This is a genomic window from Acidovorax sp. GW821-FHT10A04 (assembly GCF_059415825.1).
The window spans coordinates 736295-754718 of the sequence record NZ_JBWKNZ010000001.1; the positions used below are offsets into that span (position 1 = coordinate 736295).

Below are 18424 nucleotides of genomic sequence, written 5' to 3' on the forward strand. Positions count from 1 at the left end.
TTTTCCATTGCCTGACGGGAATTATCAGCGTGATCCTGCGCCACACCTTCACTCCCCACAACAACACCCGGCTCACGCACCTGTGCGGCCCGGCCGATGCGCACCTGCGCACCATCGAGGTGGCGCTGCAGGTGAGCATTGCGCACCGGCACGAGCAATTCAAGGTGGATGGCCCCAAGGCCAAGGCAACCCAGGCCATGGAGCTGCTGCAGGCCCTGTACGAGATGGCCGAGCGCCCGATCCCCGAAGACCACATCCAGCTCATGCTGGCGGGTGACAGCGAGCTGCTGGAGGCGCCGGACGACGCCATCGTGCTCAACACGCGCCGCCCCGACCTGCGCGGGCGCACGCCCACGCAGAACCTGTACCTGCAGAACATCGCCACGCACGACATCACCTTCGGCATCGGCCCGGCCGGCACCGGCAAGACCTACCTGGCCGTGGCCTGCGCGGTGGATGCACTGGAGCGCAGCAATGTGCAGCGCATCGTGCTGACCCGCCCGGCGGTGGAAGCCGGCGAGCGCCTGGGCTTTCTGCCCGGCGACCTGGCACAGAAGGTGGACCCCTACCTGCGCCCGCTGTACGACGCGCTCTACGAGCTGATGGGCACCGACAAGGTGCAAAAGGCCTTCGAGCGCAACGCCATCGAGATCGCGCCGCTGGCCTTCATGCGCGGGCGCACGCTGAACAACGCCTTCGTGATCCTGGACGAAGCCCAGAACACCACGCCCGAGCAGATGAAGATGTTCCTCACGCGCATCGGCTTCGGCTCGCGCGCCGTGGTCACCGGCGACGTGAGCCAGATCGACCTGCCCAAGGGCGCGATGAGCGGCCTAGTCGATGCCGAGCGCGTGCTCAAGCGCGTCAAGGGCATCGCCGTCACCCACTTCACCAGCGCCGACGTGGTGCGCCACCCGCTCGTGGCGCGCATCGTGGACGCCTACGACGCGCCCCGCCGCGCTGCGACTGCTCGCAACCGCGCGTGAGCAGCAGGCCCCCCCCACAAGACACCCCACCCCATGTCCCTGAACCAACTCTCCCTCTCGCTGCAGTTCGGCCGTTTCGACGGCGCCGCCGCGCACCGCGCCGTGCTGCCGCGCCACAAGGTCACGCGCTGGATACGCCACGCCCTGGCCACCGACGCCGAGATCACCGTGCGCATCGTGGATGCCGAGGAGGGCCGCCAGCTCAACCAGGACTACCGCCACAAGGACTATGCGACCAACGTGCTGACCTTCGACTACACGCAGGAGCCCGTGGTCACGGCCGACCTGGTGCTGTGCGCCCCGGTGATCGAGCGCGAGGCGAAGGAGCAGAACAAGAGCCTGGAAGAGCACTACGCCCACATGCTGGTGCACGGCGCGCTGCACGCCCAGGGCTGGGACCACGAGACCAGCGCGGCCGATGCCGACGAAATGGAAGCCTACGAGACCGCCATCCTGCAGGAGCTGGGCTTTGCCGATCCCTACGATGCCAAGCCCGTCGCACCCCACAAGGCGAAGGCGCGCAAGCGCTAGGAAGCTGCATCCACCGGCTGCCACCACGACAGTGCGCGTGGCTGCGAACCCCACTGGACAGTGAAGTAGTTGCCACCGCCGTTGGCAGGCTGGTCCCAGCGCCGCGAGATGGGATGGCCCGTGAGATGGCAGTACAGCAAGGAGCCGACTGCTCCGTGCGAGACGATGGCAATGTCGCCCGCCGTGGTGTCCCTGGCCGCGATGGTGGCCACGGCCGCAACGATCCGGGCCTGCGCATCGGCGGCCGTTTCCCAACCGCGCACCGATTCGCCCGGCTGCGCAAAGAACACATCGGCCACGGACTCGAATTCCGCCAGGGGCAGGTAGCCGGTGGCGGAGCGGTCGTTCTCGCCCAATTCGGCCATCGGCGCGAACGCCAGTCCGCAGTGGGCCGCCAGGATGGCCGCGCCATCGATGGCTTTTTGCTCGGTGCTGCAGTACACGGCCGAGACGTCAGGCACCCAGGGCTGCGACAGGGCCGCTGCCATGCGCGCCCGCCCGCGCCCGGACAGGGGCCAGCGCGTGATCGGCATCCGGGGGCTGATCACCACGTCGGGGTGGCTGATGAAATGGATGGTGCGCATGGACTCTTGGCAAAAGGGGGCCGGGTGGCGCCGGCGATGCCCGGCCAGCGCTGTTTTTAACGCAAAACACCTTTTACCCAGTGCAGGCACGGCCATGCGCCATGGCATCGCCATTCCCAGCACTGGCGCGCCCTCCCGGCCTTATTTCCCAGCGGGCACGGCCCAAGCCGGTCCGCATTGGAAGGCACCGTCGCCCCAAAAAGCCTGCCGCCCGCACCTAAGATGCGCGGCGCGCCGGCCCCAGACCGGCTTCTCCACGATGTGAAAGCCCCATGTTCGAAACCGCCCTGCTGCTCACCGCCGCCTTCGTGGCCGGCGCCCTCAACGCCGTTGCCGGGGGCGGCAGCTTCCTGACCCTGCCAGCCCTGGTGTTCACGGGTGTGCCGCCCGTCGTGGCCAATGCCACAGGCACCGTGGCGCTGCTGCCGGGCTACCTGGCGGGGGCCTGGGGCTTTCGCGAAGACACGGCCCCGCCGCCGGGCCTGTCGATGCGGCTGCTGGTGGCGCTGTCCCTGGCTGGCGGAGCCGCCGGCGCGGCCCTGCTGCTGGTGACGCCCGAGGCCACCTTCCGCCGCGTGGTGCCCTGGCTGCTGCTGGCCGCCACCGCGCTGTTCGCCTTCGGCCCCTGGCTGCGGCAGCGCCTGGCGGGTGGTGCGCCCTCCATCCCCAAGGCCGTAGCGGGTGTGCTGGCCGTGGCGGCTTACGGCGGCTACTTCAACGGCGGCCTGGGTATTCTTCTGCTGGCGCTGTTCGGGCTGCTGGGACAGACGAATCTGCATGCCATGAACGGCCTCAAGAACTGGGTCTCGGCGTTGCTCACGGCGATTGCCGTGGCCATCTATGCCGCTGGCGGCATGGTGCTGTGGCCTCAGGCCCTGGTGATGATGCTCGCCGCCACGGCCGGGGGCTATGGCGGGGCGCGCGTGGCACGGCACATTCCCGCACAGTGGCTGCGCGGCGGCATTGTGGCCACAGGGCTGGTGATGGCAGGTGTGTTCTTCTGGCGGCAGTGAACACGGGGCACCGGCAGGGCACCAGTGCCTTAAGCTCAAAGGGCTTTTCTTCACGTATCCATGCTGCTGCGCATCCTCTCCATCCTGTTCCCGCTGTTCGCCATTGCCACCCTGGGCTATGCCGTCGGGCGGCGCCTGAAGCCCAACCTGAGCACGACCAACGAACTCAACCTGGCGGTGTTCGCGCCGGCCCTGGTGTTCGGGGCCATCGCCAGCAAGGATTTCCGCGCCCAGGACCACCTCTCGCTGCTGGCGGCCACGCTGTTGCTGATGGTAGGCACCGGCGTGGTGGGATGGCTGGTGGCGCGCGCACTGCGTTGGGACCCCAAGACGCTGGTGCCGCCGATGATGTTCAACAACTGCGGCAACCTGGGCCTGCCGCTGGCGGTGCTGGCCTTTGGCCAGGACGCGCTGGCCCCGGCGGTGGCGATGTTCATCGTCTCCAACGCGCTGCAGTTCTCTTTCGGCATCTGGCTGTTGGACCACCAGGCACGACTACGCACGGTGTGGGCATCTCCCCCCAACCTCGCGGCCATCGCGGGGCTGGTGGTGGGCCTGGCGGGGTGGGAGCTGTGGCCCCCTCTGCTCACGGCCATCCGCATGGTGGGCGACATCTCCATCCCGCTGATGCTGTTCGCGTTGGGGGTGCGCATGGCGGACTCGCGCATCCAATCCATCGGCTTCGGCCTCTTCGGTGCCGTGCTGCGCCCGGTGGCCGGCATGGCGATCGCCTGGGCCGTGGCCTGGGGCATGGGCCTGGCGCCGCGCGAGCAGGGCTTGCTGCTGGTGTTCGGAGCCCTGCCACCTGCAGTGATCAACTTCATCCTCGCCGAGCGATACCGGCAGGAGCCGGACAAGGTGGCCTCGATGGTGCTCATCGGCAATCTGGGCGCCCTGGTGTTCCTTCCCATCGCACTGGCATTCACGCTGCAGTAGCGACCTGGGTTCAGGCACGAAACGCAGGCCTTGCACACGGCGGATGCACCTTGCCCCTCGGCTCCCCGGGGACACTGTCATGAAGGCGCAACGCGCAGCGCCGACATTTGAATCAAATTGTTACATTGGTTCAGCAGCCAGTCCCTCCCATGACCGTTCGCCTGCGCATCACCCTGCTCATCGTCCTCACCTTCCTGGCGCTGTGCGCCATCGGTGGCTATGCACTCTACCAGTCGTCCCGTGGCGCCCAGCAGGTGAAGGCCGTGACCGAGGGGGTCGTGCCCAGCACCATCCAGTCGGTGGAGATGATGGGCCAGCTCAAGGACGTGCACATCGCCACGATGGCCATGGTGTCCGCGCCCGATGAAGAGAGCGCCAAGACCACCTATGAGGCCTTGAGCTCGCGCAAGAGCGAACTCAAGCAAGCCCTGGCTTCGCAGATGCGCCAGGCCGACAGCGATGCCCAGCGCGGCCTGATCAAGGAGGCCGAGATGAGCCTGGAGAACTACTTCCAGGCCATCGACGACACCGCCAAGTTCAAGCTGGCAGGCCAGCAGGAAGCCGCCGAGGCCACCATGGCCGCCACCGTGGACCAGTACCTGCGCGAGCAGGGCCAGATGATCGAGGCCGTGCAGGTGGAAAAGCGCCGCGGCAAGGACCAGGCCATTGCCTCGCTGAACGCCAACCTGACCCAGACCACGACGACGCTGAGCGCCATCACGGTCCTCGCCGTCCTGGCCATGGGCGGCATCGGCCTGCTGCTGTACCGCCAGATCGTGCGCCCCATCGGCGAGATGGAGCGCAAGATGACCGAGATCGCCACCAGCCAGGACTTCTCGCACCGCGTGCCCGTGGCGCGCATGGACGAGATCGGGCGTTCGCTCACGGCCTTCAACCTGATGGTGGAAAAGATCCAGGAAAGCACCGAACTCGTGCGCCGCAAGACGGCCGACATCCAGGTCATGCTGCACACCATCCCGCAGGGCATCCTGACGCTGCAGGCCGGCGGTGTGGTCCACCCCGAGTACTCGGACCACCTGGCCAGCATCGTCGAGACCCGAGAGATTGCCGGGCGCAGCGTGGGCGACGTGCTGCTGAACCACACCGACCTGGGCGCCGATGCGCTGGCGCAGGCCACCACTGCCATCGACGCCTGCATCGGCGAAGACGAAATGAACTTCGAGTTCAATGCCCACCTGCTGCCCGGCGAGGTGAGCGCGAGGTTCGCAGGCGGCGAATCCAAGGTGCTGGACCTCACCTGGTCGCCCATCGCCTCGGCCGACGGCAGCATCGAGCGGCTGATGCTGTGCGTGCGCGACGTGACCGAACTGCGCGAGCTGGCACGCGCCGCCCAGGCACAGAAGCAGGAGCTGGCGATGATCGGCGAGGTGCTCGCCGTGCAGCAGGAGAAGTTCCACGACTTCGTGGACAGCTCGGCCTCCTTCTTGCTGCACAACCAGCGCCTGCTGGATGGTGCGGCCACCGATGCAGCGGCCCGCGCAGCTGCCGTGGCAGAGCTGTTTCGCAACATGCACACCATCAAGGGCAATGCCCGGACCTACGGCCTGCTGCAGCTGGCCGACGTGGCACACGCGGCCGAGCAGCGCTACGACGCACTGCGACAGGAGCTGTCGGGCTGGGACGGCGCAGCGCTGGGTGCCGAGCTGCAGGCGGTGCGTGCATCGCTGGAGACCTACGCGCACATCAACGACACCAAACTGGGCCGCAAGGGCCCGGGGCGCCGCGGCAGCGTGGAGAAGTACCTGATGGTGCCGCGCGAGCGCATCGACGAACTGCTGCAAGCGGCGGGCAGTGCCCTGCACGACAGCAGCGACCTGCATGCCACGCGCGCCCTGCTGGAACAGGTGCAGCATGCCCTGCAACTGCTGGGCACCCACACACTGCACGACGTGCTGGAGACGGTCGTCGCCTCGCTGCCCGACCTGGCGCAGGAGCTGGGCAAGGACGCGCCCAGGGTGGTCATCACCGATGGCGGCGTCGCGCTGCGCGCCCAGGTGACCGACGTGCTGCGCAACACCTTCATGCACCTGCTGCGCAATGCGCTCGACCATGGCATCGAAGCCGCGCAGGAACGCGCCGCGCACGGCAAGCCGTCGCAGGGCAGGATCGAGATCGCCCTGCGCCAGGCGGGTGGCCAGATCACGCTGCGGCTGTCCGATGACGGACGGGGCCTGAACCTGGACCGCATCCGCGCCAAGGCCATCGCATCGGGCCTGGTGCCGGAAGACAGCGCCCTGGCGCCAGCCGAGACGGCGCAGCTGATCTTTGCGCCCGGCTTCTCCACGGCCAGCGAGGTGACTGCCATCTCGGGACGCGGCGTGGGCATGGACGCAGTGAAGGCCTTCATCGAATCCGTGGGTGGCAGCATCGCGCTGGAACTCCTGCAGGGCGGGGCTTCTGCGGGCCACGCACCCTTCCAGACCGTGATCCACCTGCCCGCCCAGTACGGCGTGGCACGCCGCGCCCCGGCCGAGCGCGCCGAGAAGGAAGCGCAATGATGGAGGCACTGATTCTTCTGTGCGGCTGCGCCCTGGGCGCCGTGGCCGGCTGGTGGCTGTGTGGCCGCACGCTGCGCAAGGCAGCCTTGCAGACCGAGGACGTCGGCAGGGATGCGCAATGGGAGGTGGAGAGCGAGAACGCCCGCCTCCAGTCCCAGGTCGATCTGCTGCACGACGCGCTGCAGCAGGCCCAGGCCCAGATGCAGGAAGCCACCGGGCAGTGGGCGCAGGAGCAGCGCCTGATCGAGCACAGTGCCGGCCAGCAGGCGCAGGCCGTGGTGCAAGGTGCCATGGGCCACAGCCAGACCCTGGCCAAGGCCCTGGCCGAGTTGCAGGGCATCAGCAAGACCTTCGAGCGCTGGCATGCCGACATGAGCAAGCTGGTGGCCCACAACAAGGACATGCACGAGAAGAACGACGAGTTCGCGCGCATCGTGCGCCAGATGGTGATCGTGGCGCTCAACGCCTCGATCGAGGCGGCGCGCGCAGGCGCCGCAGGCCGTGGATTCGCCGTGGTGGCCAATGAAATGCGCGCCCTGTCGGTCAACGCCGAGGCCCTGTCCAAGCACTACCGGGACAACCTCTACAAGAACGACCTGATCGCCACCACCACCTTCCAGGACATGCAGGCCGGCGGCAAGATGATCATCAATGCGTCGATGGGCCTGGCGCTGACCAACCGCAAGATCCAGGCCGCCCTGTGCGCCTGATGCCGAGCCCATGACCGTGAGCCAACGCGCCAGGGACAGCCTGGACCGGATGATGATCGAGGGCCTGCACCAGAGCATGGCGCAGCAGCAGCCGCAAGCGCAGATCCGCACCGTGCCGGAGGTGGCGCAGGGGTCGCTCACGCACATGGCAGTGCTGTCGATCGCCTCCTACTCGTTTCGCATCATCGCGGCGCTGCACTTCGTTCACGATGCGCGCACGCGCGAATGGATTGCAGGAGTGACCGGACAGGACGAGGGTGAACTGGGTCCGCAGCAGTTCATCGACGCCATCTGCGAGATCGGCAACATGTGCTGCGGCGCGATGAACCGCGAGCTGGGCGCATTCCACGACTGCCTGGGCCTGTCGACCCCGCAGATCCTGGACATCCGCAGCCTGCCGCACATGGCGCAGATCGGCACCGACCACCTGCAGCATTTCGAGATCGACATGCTCCCCGGCCTGCCGCTGTACGCCACGATGTGCGCCCGGGCCTACACCCCCCTGGACTTCCACTGGCGGGCGCCCGAGGTGCAAGAGATCGCGGGCGAGCTGGAATTCTTCTGACTTCTTTCTCTTCTCAAGGACACCACCATGGCCAACATCCTCGTCGTCGACGACTCCAGCACCGTGCGCAATGAAGTCGGCGGCTTCCTGGGCAAGAACGGCTTCGACATCGCCTTCGCGGTAGACGGCCGCGACGGCCTCGCCAAGCTGCAGCAGGATGCGCGCATCAAGCTAGTGGTCTGCGACGTGAACATGCCCAACATGGACGGCCTGACCATGGCCGAGAAGGTACGCAGCGAGCTCAAAAACAGCGGCGTCAACATCGTGATGCTGACCACCGAGAACTCGCCCGCGATGAAGGAACGCGGCAAGGCCGCCGGCATACGCGGCTGGATCGTCAAGCCCTTCAACGGCCCGGCCGTTCTCGGCTCGTTCCAGAAACTGGTAGGCGCCTGACCCAGCCTACGCGGCGAGCGCTGCTGGCGCGATGCGCAGCGGTATGGTGATCGGCCCGTCGTTGACGAGGTGCACCTGCATCTCGGTCGCGAAGCGGCCGGTGGCCACATCCGGGTGCAGGGCAAGCGCCTGCTGCACCACGTAGTCGAACAGGCGGCGGCCTTCGTCGGGCGCGGCGGCCTGGGTGAAGCTCGGGCGGTTGCCACCCGTGGTGTCGGCGGCCAATGTGAACTGGCTCACCAGCAGCAGGCCGCCCGCCACATCCTGAACGCTGCGGTTCATCTTGCCGGCATCGTCGCCGAAGATGCGCAGCTTGAGCAGCTTGGCCAGCAGTTTGTCGGCCTCGGCTTCGGTATCGCCGCGCTCGGCACACACCAGCACCAGCAGGCCGTGGCCGATGGCGCCCACAGTCTGGCCCTCCACGTCCACGCGCGCCTCGCGCACACGCTGAATCACACTGATCACGTCGTCACTTCCTTGGGTTCGGGTTCATGGAACAGGGCTTCCACGTCGGTGGGCAGCAGCTCGATGGTGGCACGCAGGCCGGGCACGGCAGACACCAGTGCCTGTTCCACCTGGCCGCGCAGCTGGGCCGCCTGGCCCAGCGTCCAGTTGCCGGGCACATGCAGGTGCAGGCCGACGAACTGGCGCTGGCCCGCGCGCCGCGTGGAGACATGGTCGAAGCGCAGGGCACCAGGCGCCTGGGCCACCACGAATTGCCGCAGCGTGGCCTCGATGGCAGCCTGGACCCCGGGCTCCACCGCTTCGTCCATCAGGCCCTGCGAGGACCGCCAGACCAGCGACACGCCCTCGCGCAGGATATTGAGCGCCACCGCGATGGCGGCCACGGCATCGAGCCAGAGCCAGCCCGTGAGCGCCGCGCCCGCGATGCCCACGAGCACGCCGGCCGAGGTCCAGACGTCGGTGAAGAGGTGCCGCGCATCGGCCTCCAGCGCGATCGACTGGTGCACGCGCGATGAGCGCAGCATGAGCCAGGCCAGCACGCCGTTGAGGACCGAACTCGCCACCGAGAGCGCCAGGCCCCAGCCCACCTGCTCGATGGGTTGCGGCGCGAACAAGCGGTGCCCGGCCGCCCAAAGAATGCCCAGCGACACGCCGACGATGAGGATGCCCTCGAAGCCCGAGGAGAAATACTCGGCCTTGTGGTGGCCATAGGGGTGGTTCTCGTCCGCCGGCAGCTGGGCAATGGTGACCATGGCCAGCGCGAAGACCGCGCTGGCCAGGTTGACGAAGGACTCCATGGCGTCCGACAGCAGGCCGACCGAGCCGGTCACGTACCAGGCGGCCGTCTTGAGCGCGATGGTGACCAGCGCCACGCCCACGGACGCCCACAGCAGGTTGCGTGGCGTGAACCAGGGGTGGAGAGAGGGAGCGGCAGCAGGCATGGCGGGTGGGGCGGTGCCCGATTACACCAGACACCACACGTGCCAGAATCCGCCCCATGACCAAGGCATGGCATCACCGCCTCGCAGGATTGCTGTTGTGGGCCCTTGTGGCCGCCGCCGGTGCCGGCTGGCTGGCGCATGCGCGCGTGGAGCAGTTGCGTGCGGCCTTCGACACCGACGCGCGCATCGTGCACCGGCTGCTGAGCCAGCGGGTGGTGCAGCACGATGCCGTGATGGCCACGCTGGCGCTGCTGCAGCCCCCGGTGCCCGGCGCCGTGGCCGACACGGCTGCCGCCTCGACCCTGCCGCGCCTGCCCTCGGTCTACCCCCAGATCCTGGCCGTGCTGCAGCGCCCGGCCGGCGGTGCCTGGCCTGCCGCGCAGAAAGCCGCGCTCGATGCGGCCGAGGCCGCGTCGCGCCGCTCCGGCCGCGCCGAGATGGCCCTGGCCGACCTGGCCGCCGGCCGCTACCACCTGGTGCTGGCAGGCACGCCGGCCAGCTATGCCCTGCAGATCGACCTGGCGGCGACCGTGCCGCTGGAGGAATGGCCGATGAACCCGGTGACCAGCCCGGTGCGCGTGGCGCTGGACCGTGCCGGCCAGTCCTTCGTGGTGCAGCGGGGGCGCCGCCTGGACCGCATGGGCTGGCATTTCAACGTGCACAAGCTGCTGGCATCGCCGAGCCAGCCCCTGGACGTGGTGGCCGAACGCACCGTGACCCCGGCCGAGCTGCCCTGGTGGACCATGCTGGGCTGGTGCGTGCTCACAGCCGCCCTCTGGGCCGGTGCGCTGGCCTGGTGGCGCCAGCGCGTGGCGCGCCAGCGGGCCGAGGAGCTGCTGCGCCTGGGCCAGGTGGCCCGGCTCAACACCCTGGGCGAGCTGGCCGCCGGCATGGCGCACGAGCTCAACCAGCCCCTCACGGCCCTGCTGGCCAGCACCCAGGCCGCCAAGCGCCTGCTGGGCGAATCGCCGCCCGACCTGGACACCGCCTTTGACGCCATGGGCCGCGCCGTGGAACAGGCACGCCGCGCATCGGCCGTGGTGGGCCGGCTGCGCCGCCTGGTGGAGCGCCCCGACCTGGCCGGGCAGGCCCAGCCGCTGGCCCTGCCGGCCGCCGTGCAGGACGTGCTGCACCTGGTGGAGCCCGAGCTCAAGCAGCGCGGCGTGGCGCTGGACCTGGCCGCCGAACCCGACCTGCCCGCGGTGCTGGCAGAGCCCGTGGCCCTGCAGCAGATCGTGCACAACCTGGTGATGAATGCCCTGCAGGCGATGGAGCAGGTGCCGGCAGGCGAGCGCCGGCTGGAGCTGCACATGGCCCGGCAGGACACGGGACAGGTGGCGCTGACCGTGCGCGACCATGGCCCGGGCATACCGGCCGAGGCGCGCGAGCGCCTGTTCGAGCCCTTCTACACCACGCGCGAAGGCGGCCTGGGCCTGGGGCTCACGCTGTGCGAAAGCCTGGCCCAGGCCATGGGTGCGCAGCTGTGGCTGGCGCCCGCGGCCGGCCGGGGCGCGGCCTTCGTGCTGGTGCTGCCGGTCACGGCGCAGGCGCCCGCGGCAGCGCACCCGGCTGCACCCCTCCACACCCCCGTGCTTCCATGACCGACCATGCCACGCCCCTGTCCCCGCTGATCCACCTGGTGGACGACGATGCCGCTGTGCGCGAGGGACTGTCCCTGCTGATCGGCACCGTGGGCCTGCGCGTGCAGGCCTGGGCCGACCCGCTGGCCTTTGCCGCGGGCTTCGACCGTGCCGGCATCGGCGCCATCGTGCTCGACGTGCGCATGCCCGGCACCAGCGGGCTGGCCCTGCTGGAGCAGCTGCTGGCGCAGGGCGTGGACCAGCCGGTGATCATGCTCACCGGCCATGGCACGGTGGACATGTGCCGCCGCGCCTTCAAGACCGGGGCCGCCGAGTTCCTCGAGAAGCCGGTGGACGACGAGGTGCTGCTCGAAGCCTTGCAGAACGCCGTGCGCCAGCACGTGCGCTCACGCGAGCGCCACCAGGCCGACCAGCAGGCCCGCGAGCGCCACGCCCAGCTCTCGGCGCGCGAGCGGGAGGTGCTGGGCCTGATCGTCGAGGGCCTGACCAACAAGGAGATCGGCCGCGCGCTGGAACTCTCGCCGCGCACGGTGGAAACCCACCGCGCCAACCTGTTCGCCAAGCTCGGCACCGAGTCGCTGGCGCAGCTGATACGGCGCTACGCCGCGCTGGTGGACAGCGCTCCGTAGTTCTACGGAGGCGCGCGCGTAGCCGCACGAATGGTGCCGGCGGCCCGCATTTTTTACAGTTCTCCCACGGCCCGACACCCTGCCAGGCCGGCCTTCCACACCACCGGAGAACACACCATGCAACGCCACTTCAAGACCGCCGCCATCGCCCTCGCTTTCGTCGCCACCGCTGCCAGCGCCGAAGGCGTTCGCACCGAAAAGAACATCTCGCTGGACCTGGCCACGCAGATCGCCGCCCAGACCGTGGCCACCTGCACCGCCAACGGCTATGCCGTGACCGCCACCGTGGTGGACCGTGCCGGCACCGTGCGCGCCGTGTACCGCGCCGACAACGCCGGCCCGCACACCCTGGAAGCCAGCCGCCTGAAGGCCTACACCTCGGCCTCGGCCAAGAACACCACGCTGGCCATGATGGAAGGTGCGCAGAAGAACCCCGCAGCCGCCAACCTGGTCAACATCCCCGGCTATCTGCTGCTGGGCGGCGGCGTGCCGGTGAAGGTGGGCAACGAAGTGATCGGCGCCGTGGGCGTGGGCGGTGCGCCCGGCGGCCACCTGGACGAGCAGTGCGCCGTGGCCGGCATCGCCAAGGTGCAGGACCAGCTCAAGTAAGCCTCAGGCAATCGACGGAGAAAAAGCCATGGCCCACCGCACCGCCCCTTCTTTCGCGAGCACGGCGCGTGCGCTGTGCGCCATCGCCGCAACCCTGGCCTGCGCTGCGCTGCAGCCGGCCCAGGCCCAGGTGCCGCCCACCCCGGCGGACATCGCCGCCTACCAGGGGGTGCATGCGGCGGCGGCCCAGGGTGACAGTGCCGCCCTGCAGCGCCTGCTTGCAGGAGCCGGCGCCGCCCAGGTCAACGCCCGCGACGCCCATGGGCGCACGCCCCTGCACGTGGCCACCTTTGCCCGCCAGCGCGAGGCCATCCGCGTGCTGGCCAAGGCCGGTGCCGGGCTGGACCTGCTGGAGAATGACCGCTACGACGCCGTGACGATCGCCGCCGTGGCGGACGACGAGGACACCCTGGCCCTGCTGCTCTCGCTGGGCGCCAGTGCCAAACAGGTGACCAGCCGCTACGACGGCACGGCCCTGATCGCCGCCGCCCACCTGGGGCACGACGGCGTGGTGCGCCAGCTGATCGCGGCCGGCGCCCCGCTGGACCATGTGAACAACCTGCACTGGACGGCATTGATCGAGTCCATCGTGCTGGGCAACGGCGGGCCGCGCCACCAGGCCACGCTCAAGGCCCTCGTCAAGGCCGGGGCCAGCCAGGCGCTGACCGACCGGCAGGGCAACACGCCGCTGCAACTGGCGCGCCAGCGCGGCTACGATGCCATGGTGCAGACGCTGGTCAGTCGGTGACCAGGCGGGCCTTCACGGTCTTGCCTTTCACACGGCCGCTGTTCAGGCGGTCGGCCACCTGGCGGCTGACGCCCCGGTCTACCGCCACATAGGTGGAAAATTCGTTGACGTTGATCTTGCCGATCTGCTCGCGCGTGAAACCCATTTCGCCCGTGAGCGCGCCCAGCACGTCGCCGGCGCGGATCTTCTCCTTGCGCCCGCCGATGATCTGGATCGTGGCCATGGGCGGCACCAGAGGGCCGCTGCCTGTGGGAGTGAGCTCGGCCACCGGGTACCAGCGCGATTCGCGGCCCTGCAGTTGCTCGATCTTGCCCACGCTGCCCATCTCGTCCATGCTCGCCAGGTTCAGCGCCAGGCCCTCGGCATCACCGCGACCGGTGCGGCCGATGCGGTGGATGTGCACCTCCGGGTCGGGCGTCACGTCCACGTTGATCACGGCCGCCAGGTTGGCGATATCGAGGCCGCGCGCGGCCACGTCGGTGGCGACGAGCACCGAGCAGCTGCGGTTGGCGAACTGCACCAGCACCTGGTCACGCTCGCGCTGCTCGAGCTCACCGTAGAGCGCCAGGGCGCTGAAGCCCTGGGCCTGCAGCACGGCGACCAGGTCGCGGCACTGCTGCTTGGTGTTGCAAAAGGCCAGCGAGGATTCGGGCCGGAAGTGGTCGAGGATCTGCGAGACGGCGTGCAGGCGTTCGGAGTTCTTGACCTCGTACCAGCGCTGCTCGATCTTGCCCTCGGCATGCTGGGCCTGCACCGTGATCTGCACGGGGGCCTTCATGAACTGCTGGCTCAGCTTGGCGATGCCCTCGGGGTAGGTGGCCGAGAACAGCAGCGTCTGGCGCTCCTTGGGGCACTGGCGCGCCACGGTGGCGATGTCGTCGAAGAAACCCATGTCCAGCATGCGGTCGGCCTCGTCGAGCACCAGGGTGTTGAGCGCCTCCAGGGAGAGGTTCTGCCGCTCCAGGTGGTCCATCACCCGGCCGGGCGTGCCGACCACGATGTGGGCGCCGTGCTCCAGGCTCACGGTCTGGCCGCGCAGCGGCACGCCGCCGCACAGGGTCACGACCTTGATGTTCTCTTCGGCCCGCGCCAGGCGGCGGATTTCGGTGGTCACCTGGTCGGCCAACTCGCGCGTGGGGCACAGCACCAGCGCCTGCACGGCAAAGCGGCGCGGGTTGAGGTTGGCCAGCAGGGCCAGGGCGAAGGCGGCCGTCTTGCCGCTGCCGGTGCTGGCCTGGGCGATCAGGTCTTTGCCCAGCAGCGCGGGCGGCAGGCTGGCCGCCTGGATGGGGGTCATCTGGGTGTAGCCCAGCTGCTGCAGATTGGCCAGCGTGGCGGGGCTGAGGGCCAGCGCACTGAAATCGGTGGCGGCTTGGTTTTCTTTGGAGGTCATGGGGCGATTATCCGGGGAGGGCCGGAAATGCCCTATTTGATGCCGCTCAGCATAGGTGCAACTACCTGCGCCAGCGCCGGATGAATCGGCTATAACGAAGACAGTGCAGGAACCGGGTGGTACATGCCAGAAACGATCAACGCAGCCAGCACCGCCGAGCAAGGCCGCTCCAGCGACCTGCTGTTGCGCCTGATCGCGGACTCCGTGCCCGCGCTGATGGCCTATTTCGACCTGCCCGGCCTGCGCTGCCTGTTCGCCAACCAGGGCTACGCAGCCTACAACGGCCATTCCACCGAATCCATCCTGGGCCTCACGGTGCAGGAAGCCATCGGCGACAAGGCCTGGCAGGCCATACAGCCCCATGTGGAGCGCTCCAGCCGGGGCGAGCACGTCAAGTATGCGCGCGAGCAGACCCTGCCCAATGGCGAGTCGCGCATGATCGAGGTGAATCTCATTCCGCATTTCGAGGATGCGCAAAAGCTCCGGCAGGTCGGATCCTTCGTGCTGATCACCGACATCACCGAACGCTGGCGTGCCGAACGCTCGGTGCGCGAGAGCGAAGAGCGCATGCGCAAGTTCACCGAGGCGACGGACGAAGCCATCGTGTTCCACCGCGACGGGCTGATCTCCGACGGCAACGAGGCCTTGTACCGGCTCACCGGCTACGCGCTGCACGAGGTGGTGGGCCTGTCCATCTTCAACTTCATCAGCCCCGAATGGCGCGCCGTGGCGCTCGACTACACACGCAGCGGCCGCGAGGACCCCTACGAGGTCACCATCCGCCACAAGGACGGCCACGCCATTCCGGTGGAGGTGGTGGGCAAGACCATGCCGTTCCACCATGCGGACTACCGCATCGTGGTGGTGCGCGACATCACGGCGCGCAAGCAGGCGCAGGAGCGCGAGGCCTTCAATGCCCTGCACGACTCGCTCACGCAACTGCCCAACCGGCGCCACCTGATGGACCGGTTGTCCCAGGCGCTGGCCCGCCGCCAGGGCCGGTTGGCCGTGCTGTTCGTGAACCTGGACCATTTCAAGACCGTGAACGATTCGCTCGGCCACCACGCGGGCGACCAGTTGCTGCGCGAGGTGGCCGACCGGCTGCGCCACTGCGTGGGAGAAGCCGACATGGTGGCCCGCCTGGGCAGCGACGAGTTCGTGCTGGTGCTCACCGGCATCCATGCGCCCGATGATGCGGCCCAGGTCGCCGACGCCGTGCTGCAGGCCATGCGCACCGTCTTCACGGTGGGCCACCTGCCGCTGACCATGTCGCCGTCCATCGGCATCAGCCTGTTCCCGGACGACGGGGCCAGCGGCGATGCGCTGCTGCGCTGTGCCGACGCGGCCATGCAGCAGGCCAAGGACAGTGGCCGCGGCAACCGGCAGTTCTACCAGCCCGGCATGGACCTGCGCGCCATGGAGGTGCTGCAGCAGGAGCGCCTGCTGCGCGAGGCCATCGCGGACAACGCCTTCGTGCTGCACTACCAGCCGCAGATCTGCCTGAAGGACGGCTCGCTGCGGGGCTTCGAGGCCCTGGTGCGCTGGCGCCACCCGGTGCGCGGCTTGGTGGGGCCCAGCGACTTCATCACCTTTGCCGAATCGCGCGGGCTGATCACACCGATCGGCCGCTGGGTGCTGCACGAAGCCTGCCGCCAGCTCAAGGCCTGGCAGGACGAGGGCCTGGCCCTGGTGCCGGTGGCCGTCAACCTGTCGGCGCTGGAATTCCGCCAGCGTGACGTGGCCGGCGAGATCGCCGCCGCCCTGGAGGCCACGGGCCTGGCGCCGCAGTACCTGGAGATCGAGTTGACCGAATCGGTGCTGATGCACCAGACCGGCCAGGTGCTCGGTACGCTGCAGGCCCTCAAGGACCTGGGCGTGGGCATTTCCATCGACGACTTCGGCACCGGCTACTCATCGCTGGCCTACCTCAAGCGCTACCCGATCGACAAGCTCAAGATCGACCGGTCCTTCGTGATGGACACCCCGGGCAGCGCCGATGACGTGGCCATCGTCACCGCCATCGTGCAGATGGGCCGCAGCCTGCAGCTCCAGACCGTGGCCGAAGGGGTGGAAACCGCCGAACAGATGGCCCTGCTGCGCAGCCTGGACTGCGACCTGGCCCAGGGACACCTGATCTCAGTGCCCATGGACGCCCCCGCCATCCGCCAGTGGCTCCTTGCGCACTCCACGCGGACGGCGGCCTGAACGCCTGCCCGGCGCCGCCAAGGGCCGAATCGGGGGGCTTTCCCACGAATTTCTGATGCGCGGCAAGTGGCTGTCATGCCAGCCACCCCGCCGCATGTGGACAATAGGGCCATGCCCCTCATTCCCGACTTCATCGCCCCGACCCGCCACACCGACCCCGCCGAGGCCCTGGCCCAGGTCCAGCGCATCTACCAGCAGCAGATCGGCCACCTGCGCGAGGCCATGCACCAGTTCGTGTCCGGCGAGACGCCGGGGGGGCATGTGCGCGCCTTCTACCCCTTCGTGCGCATCCACACCGCCACGGTGGCGCGTGCCGATACCAAGCTGGCCTACGGCTTCGTGGAAGGCCCCGGCCGCTACGAAACCACGCTGACCCGCCCGGACCTGTTCGGCGACTACTACGCCGAGCAGTTCCGCCTGCTGCGCAAGAGCCACAACGTGGAACTGGAGGTGGGCACCAGCGCCCAGCCCATCCCGATCCACTTCTCGTTCGCCGAGCACGACCACATCGAGGGCACGCTGACGCAGGAGCGCCGCATGCTGATGCGCGACGTGTTCGACCTGCCCGACCTGGCGGCCATGGACGACGGCATCGCCAACGGCACCTGGGCGCCGCGCGCGGGCGAGGCCCAGCCGCTGTCGCTGTTCACCGCGCCGCGCGTGGACTACTCGCTGCACCGCCTGCGCCACTACACGGGCACGGCACCCGAGTGGTTCCAAAACTTCGTGCTGTTCACCAACTACCAGTTCTACATCGACGAGTTCGTGCGCCTGGGCCATGCCGAGATGGCCAAGCCCGACAGCGAGTACGTGGCCTTCATCGAACCCGGCAACGTGATCACGCGCCGCACCGGCCTGCCGGCCGCCGAGGCCGACGCCCTGGGCGTGGCCCCGCCGCGCCTGCCGCAGATGCCCGCCTACCACCTGGTGCGCAAGGACCGCAGCGGCATCACCATGGTCAACATCGGCGTGGGCCCGGCCAATGCCAAGACCATCACCGACCACATCGCCGTGCTGCGCCCGCACGCCTGGATGATGCTGGGCCACTGCGCGGGCCTGCGCAACAGCCAGCAGCTGGGCGACTACGTGCTGGCGCATGCCTACGTGCGCGAGGACCATGTGCTCGACGAGGAACTGCCGCTGTGGGTGCCCATCCCGGCGCTGGCCGAGATCCAGGTGGCGCTGGAGCAGGCCGTGGCCGACGTCACGCAGATCGCCGAGGCCGACCTCAAGCGCATCATGCGCACGGGCACGGTGGCCAGCACCGACAACCGCAACTGGGAGCTGCTGCCCGACAACATGCCCCAGCGCCGCTTCAGCCAGAGCCGCGCCGTGGCGCTGGACATGGAAAGCGCCACCATCGCGGCCAACGGTTTCCGCTTCCGCGTCCCCTACGGCACCCTGCTGTGCGTGAGCGACAAGCCGCTGCACGGCGAGATCAAGCTGCCCGGCATGGCCAACCACTTCTACCGCGAGCGGGTGGACCAGCATCTGCGCATCGGCATGCGCGCCATCGAGATCCTGCGCGAAGGCGGCATCCACCGCCTGCACAGCCGCAAGCTGCGCAGCTTTGCCGAGGTGGCGTTCCAGTAA

The 18424-nt window shown here is 68.9% G+C and carries 18 protein-coding genes; 14 read left to right on the forward strand and 4 right to left on the reverse strand.

The features are described 5' to 3' along the window. Positions 1-29: 29 nt before the first annotated feature. Both AC07PF_RS03350 and ybeY read left to right on the forward strand, forming a co-directional pair. Entirely contained in the window at positions 30-986 is a 957-nt protein-coding gene (locus tag AC07PF_RS03350) for a PhoH family protein (RefSeq protein WP_007849540.1), read from the forward strand. Between the two features lie 33 nt (positions 987-1019). Then, on the forward strand, positions 1020-1517 hold the full coding sequence (gene ybeY / locus AC07PF_RS03355) for an rRNA maturation RNase YbeY (protein ID WP_494610883.1): 498 nt from the start codon (positions 1020-1022) through the stop codon (positions 1515-1517). On the opposite strand, the gene AC07PF_RS03360 is transcribed toward ybeY, so the two are convergent. After that, the gene (locus AC07PF_RS03360; RefSeq protein WP_494610884.1) at positions 1514-2101 is read right to left on the reverse strand and encodes a histidine phosphatase family protein; all 588 of its coding nucleotides are present in this window, start codon (positions 2099-2101) and stop codon (positions 1514-1516) included. The two genes, ybeY and AC07PF_RS03360, sit on opposite strands and share 4 nt — an antisense overlap. A 272-nt stretch (positions 2102-2373) precedes the next feature. Here AC07PF_RS03360 and AC07PF_RS03365 point away from each other — a divergent pair, with 272 nt between their 5' ends. The 6 genes from AC07PF_RS03365 (at position 2374) to AC07PF_RS03390 (ending at position 8240) form a co-directional block, all read left to right on the forward strand. After that, positions 2374-3114 carry a sulfite exporter TauE/SafE family protein gene (locus AC07PF_RS03365; protein WP_494608392.1) on the forward strand — a complete coding sequence of 247 codons (741 nt, stop codon included), beginning with the start codon at positions 2374-2376 and terminating at the stop codon, positions 3112-3114. A gap of 60 nt (positions 3115-3174) precedes the next feature. Further along, positions 3175-4050 (forward strand): AEC family transporter, encoded by an 876-nt coding sequence (locus AC07PF_RS03370; protein ID WP_494610885.1) that lies wholly within the window; start codon positions 3175-3177, stop codon positions 4048-4050. Positions 4051-4199: 149 nt separating this feature from the next. Next, positions 4200-6569, forward strand: coding sequence for an ATP-binding protein (locus AC07PF_RS03375; protein ID WP_494610886.1), 2370 nt, complete (start codon positions 4200-4202; stop codon positions 6567-6569). Next, positions 6566-7279, forward strand: coding sequence for a methyl-accepting chemotaxis protein (locus AC07PF_RS03380; protein ID WP_494610887.1), 714 nt, complete (start codon positions 6566-6568; stop codon positions 7277-7279). The genes AC07PF_RS03375 and AC07PF_RS03380 overlap by 4 nt, the downstream gene beginning before the upstream one ends. Positions 7280-7289: 10 nt before the next feature. Next, positions 7290-7844, forward strand: coding sequence for a hypothetical protein (locus tag AC07PF_RS03385; protein WP_494610889.1), 555 nt, complete (start codon positions 7290-7292; stop codon positions 7842-7844). 27 nt (positions 7845-7871) lie between these two features. Next, a complete protein-coding gene (locus AC07PF_RS03390) occupies positions 7872-8240 on the forward strand; it encodes a response regulator (RefSeq protein ID WP_494610890.1) in 369 nt (122 codons plus the stop codon). A 6-nt stretch (positions 8241-8246) separates the two neighbouring features. Here the strand turns inward: AC07PF_RS03390 and dtd are convergent, their stop codons facing one another. After that, on the reverse strand, positions 8247-8705 hold the full coding sequence (gene dtd, locus AC07PF_RS03395) for a D-aminoacyl-tRNA deacylase (RefSeq protein WP_494610891.1): 459 nt from the start codon (positions 8703-8705) through the stop codon (positions 8247-8249). Continuing rightward, complete coding sequence (locus AC07PF_RS03400; protein WP_494610892.1) at positions 8702-9646, reverse strand: cation diffusion facilitator family transporter; 945 nt, start codon at positions 9644-9646, stop codon at positions 8702-8704. The genes dtd and AC07PF_RS03400 overlap by 4 nt, the downstream gene beginning before the upstream one ends. Before the next feature lie 56 nt (positions 9647-9702). On the opposite strand from AC07PF_RS03400, the gene AC07PF_RS03405 reads away from it, so the two are divergent. From AC07PF_RS03405 to AC07PF_RS03420, 4 genes are all read left to right on the forward strand, one after another. Beyond that, positions 9703-11247 (forward strand): sensor histidine kinase, encoded by a 1545-nt coding sequence (locus tag AC07PF_RS03405; protein ID WP_494610893.1) that lies wholly within the window; start codon positions 9703-9705, stop codon positions 11245-11247. Next, complete coding sequence (locus AC07PF_RS03410) at positions 11244-11876, forward strand: response regulator transcription factor (protein ID WP_494610894.1); 633 nt, start codon at positions 11244-11246, stop codon at positions 11874-11876. Before AC07PF_RS03405 ends, AC07PF_RS03410 begins: the two co-directional genes overlap by 4 nt. 117 nt (positions 11877-11993) lie before the next feature. Next, complete coding sequence (locus AC07PF_RS03415) at positions 11994-12485, forward strand: GlcG/HbpS family heme-binding protein (RefSeq protein ID WP_007860970.1); 492 nt, start codon at positions 11994-11996, stop codon at positions 12483-12485. Between the two features lie 28 nt (positions 12486-12513). Beyond that, positions 12514-13233 (forward strand): ankyrin repeat domain-containing protein, encoded by a 720-nt coding sequence (locus AC07PF_RS03420; RefSeq protein ID WP_494610896.1) that lies wholly within the window; start codon positions 12514-12516, stop codon positions 13231-13233. Here the strand turns inward: AC07PF_RS03420 and dbpA are convergent. Further along, positions 13223-14626 carry an ATP-dependent RNA helicase DbpA gene (gene dbpA / locus AC07PF_RS03425; RefSeq protein ID WP_494610897.1) on the reverse strand — a complete coding sequence of 468 codons (1404 nt, stop codon included), beginning with the start codon at positions 14624-14626 and terminating at the stop codon, positions 13223-13225. The two genes, AC07PF_RS03420 and dbpA, sit on opposite strands and share 11 nt — an antisense overlap. Before the next feature lie 123 nt (positions 14627-14749). On the opposite strand from dbpA, the gene AC07PF_RS03430 reads away from it, so the two are divergent. Together AC07PF_RS03430 and AC07PF_RS03435 are read left to right on the forward strand one after the other, a co-directional pair. Continuing rightward, positions 14750-16831 (forward strand): putative bifunctional diguanylate cyclase/phosphodiesterase, encoded by a 2082-nt coding sequence (locus AC07PF_RS03430; RefSeq protein WP_494610898.1) that lies wholly within the window; start codon positions 14750-14752, stop codon positions 16829-16831. Positions 16832-16942: 111 nt separating this feature from the next. Further along, positions 16943-18424, forward strand: a complete 1482-nt coding sequence (locus tag AC07PF_RS03435) for an AMP nucleosidase (RefSeq protein ID WP_007860974.1) — start codon at positions 16943-16945, stop codon at positions 18422-18424.

What these genes read in the sequence shown, in the direction of transcription:
- ybeY (WP_494610883.1), top strand. Translation starts at nt 1,020, where the DNA reads ATGTCCCTGAACCAACTCTCCCTCTCGCTGCAGTTCGGCCGTTTCGAC.
- AC07PF_RS03360 (WP_494610884.1), bottom strand. Translation starts at nt 2,101, where the DNA reads ATGCGCACCATCCATTTCATCAGCCACCCCGACGTGGTGATCAGCCCC.
- AC07PF_RS03365 (WP_494608392.1), top strand. Translation starts at nt 2,374, where the DNA reads ATGTTCGAAACCGCCCTGCTGCTCACCGCCGCCTTCGTGGCCGGCGCC.
- AC07PF_RS03370 (WP_494610885.1), top strand. Translation starts at nt 3,175, where the DNA reads ATGCTGCTGCGCATCCTCTCCATCCTGTTCCCGCTGTTCGCCATTGCC.
- AC07PF_RS03375 (WP_494610886.1), top strand. Translation starts at nt 4,200, where the DNA reads ATGACCGTTCGCCTGCGCATCACCCTGCTCATCGTCCTCACCTTCCTG.
- AC07PF_RS03380 (WP_494610887.1), top strand. Translation starts at nt 6,566, where the DNA reads ATGATGGAGGCACTGATTCTTCTGTGCGGCTGCGCCCTGGGCGCCGTG.
- AC07PF_RS03385 (WP_494610889.1), top strand. Translation starts at nt 7,290, where the DNA reads ATGACCGTGAGCCAACGCGCCAGGGACAGCCTGGACCGGATGATGATC.
- AC07PF_RS03390 (WP_494610890.1), top strand. Translation starts at nt 7,872, where the DNA reads ATGGCCAACATCCTCGTCGTCGACGACTCCAGCACCGTGCGCAATGAA.
- AC07PF_RS03400 (WP_494610892.1), bottom strand. Translation starts at nt 9,646, where the DNA reads ATGCCTGCTGCCGCTCCCTCTCTCCACCCCTGGTTCACGCCACGCAAC.
- AC07PF_RS03405 (WP_494610893.1), top strand. Translation starts at nt 9,703, where the DNA reads ATGACCAAGGCATGGCATCACCGCCTCGCAGGATTGCTGTTGTGGGCC.
- AC07PF_RS03410 (WP_494610894.1), top strand. Translation starts at nt 11,244, where the DNA reads ATGACCGACCATGCCACGCCCCTGTCCCCGCTGATCCACCTGGTGGAC.
- AC07PF_RS03415 (WP_007860970.1), top strand. Translation starts at nt 11,994, where the DNA reads ATGCAACGCCACTTCAAGACCGCCGCCATCGCCCTCGCTTTCGTCGCC.
- AC07PF_RS03420 (WP_494610896.1), top strand. Translation starts at nt 12,514, where the DNA reads ATGGCCCACCGCACCGCCCCTTCTTTCGCGAGCACGGCGCGTGCGCTG.
- dbpA (WP_494610897.1), bottom strand. Translation starts at nt 14,626, where the DNA reads ATGACCTCCAAAGAAAACCAAGCCGCCACCGATTTCAGTGCGCTGGCC.
- AC07PF_RS03430 (WP_494610898.1), top strand. Translation starts at nt 14,750, where the DNA reads ATGCCAGAAACGATCAACGCAGCCAGCACCGCCGAGCAAGGCCGCTCC.
- AC07PF_RS03435 (WP_007860974.1), top strand. Translation starts at nt 16,943, where the DNA reads ATGCCCCTCATTCCCGACTTCATCGCCCCGACCCGCCACACCGACCCC.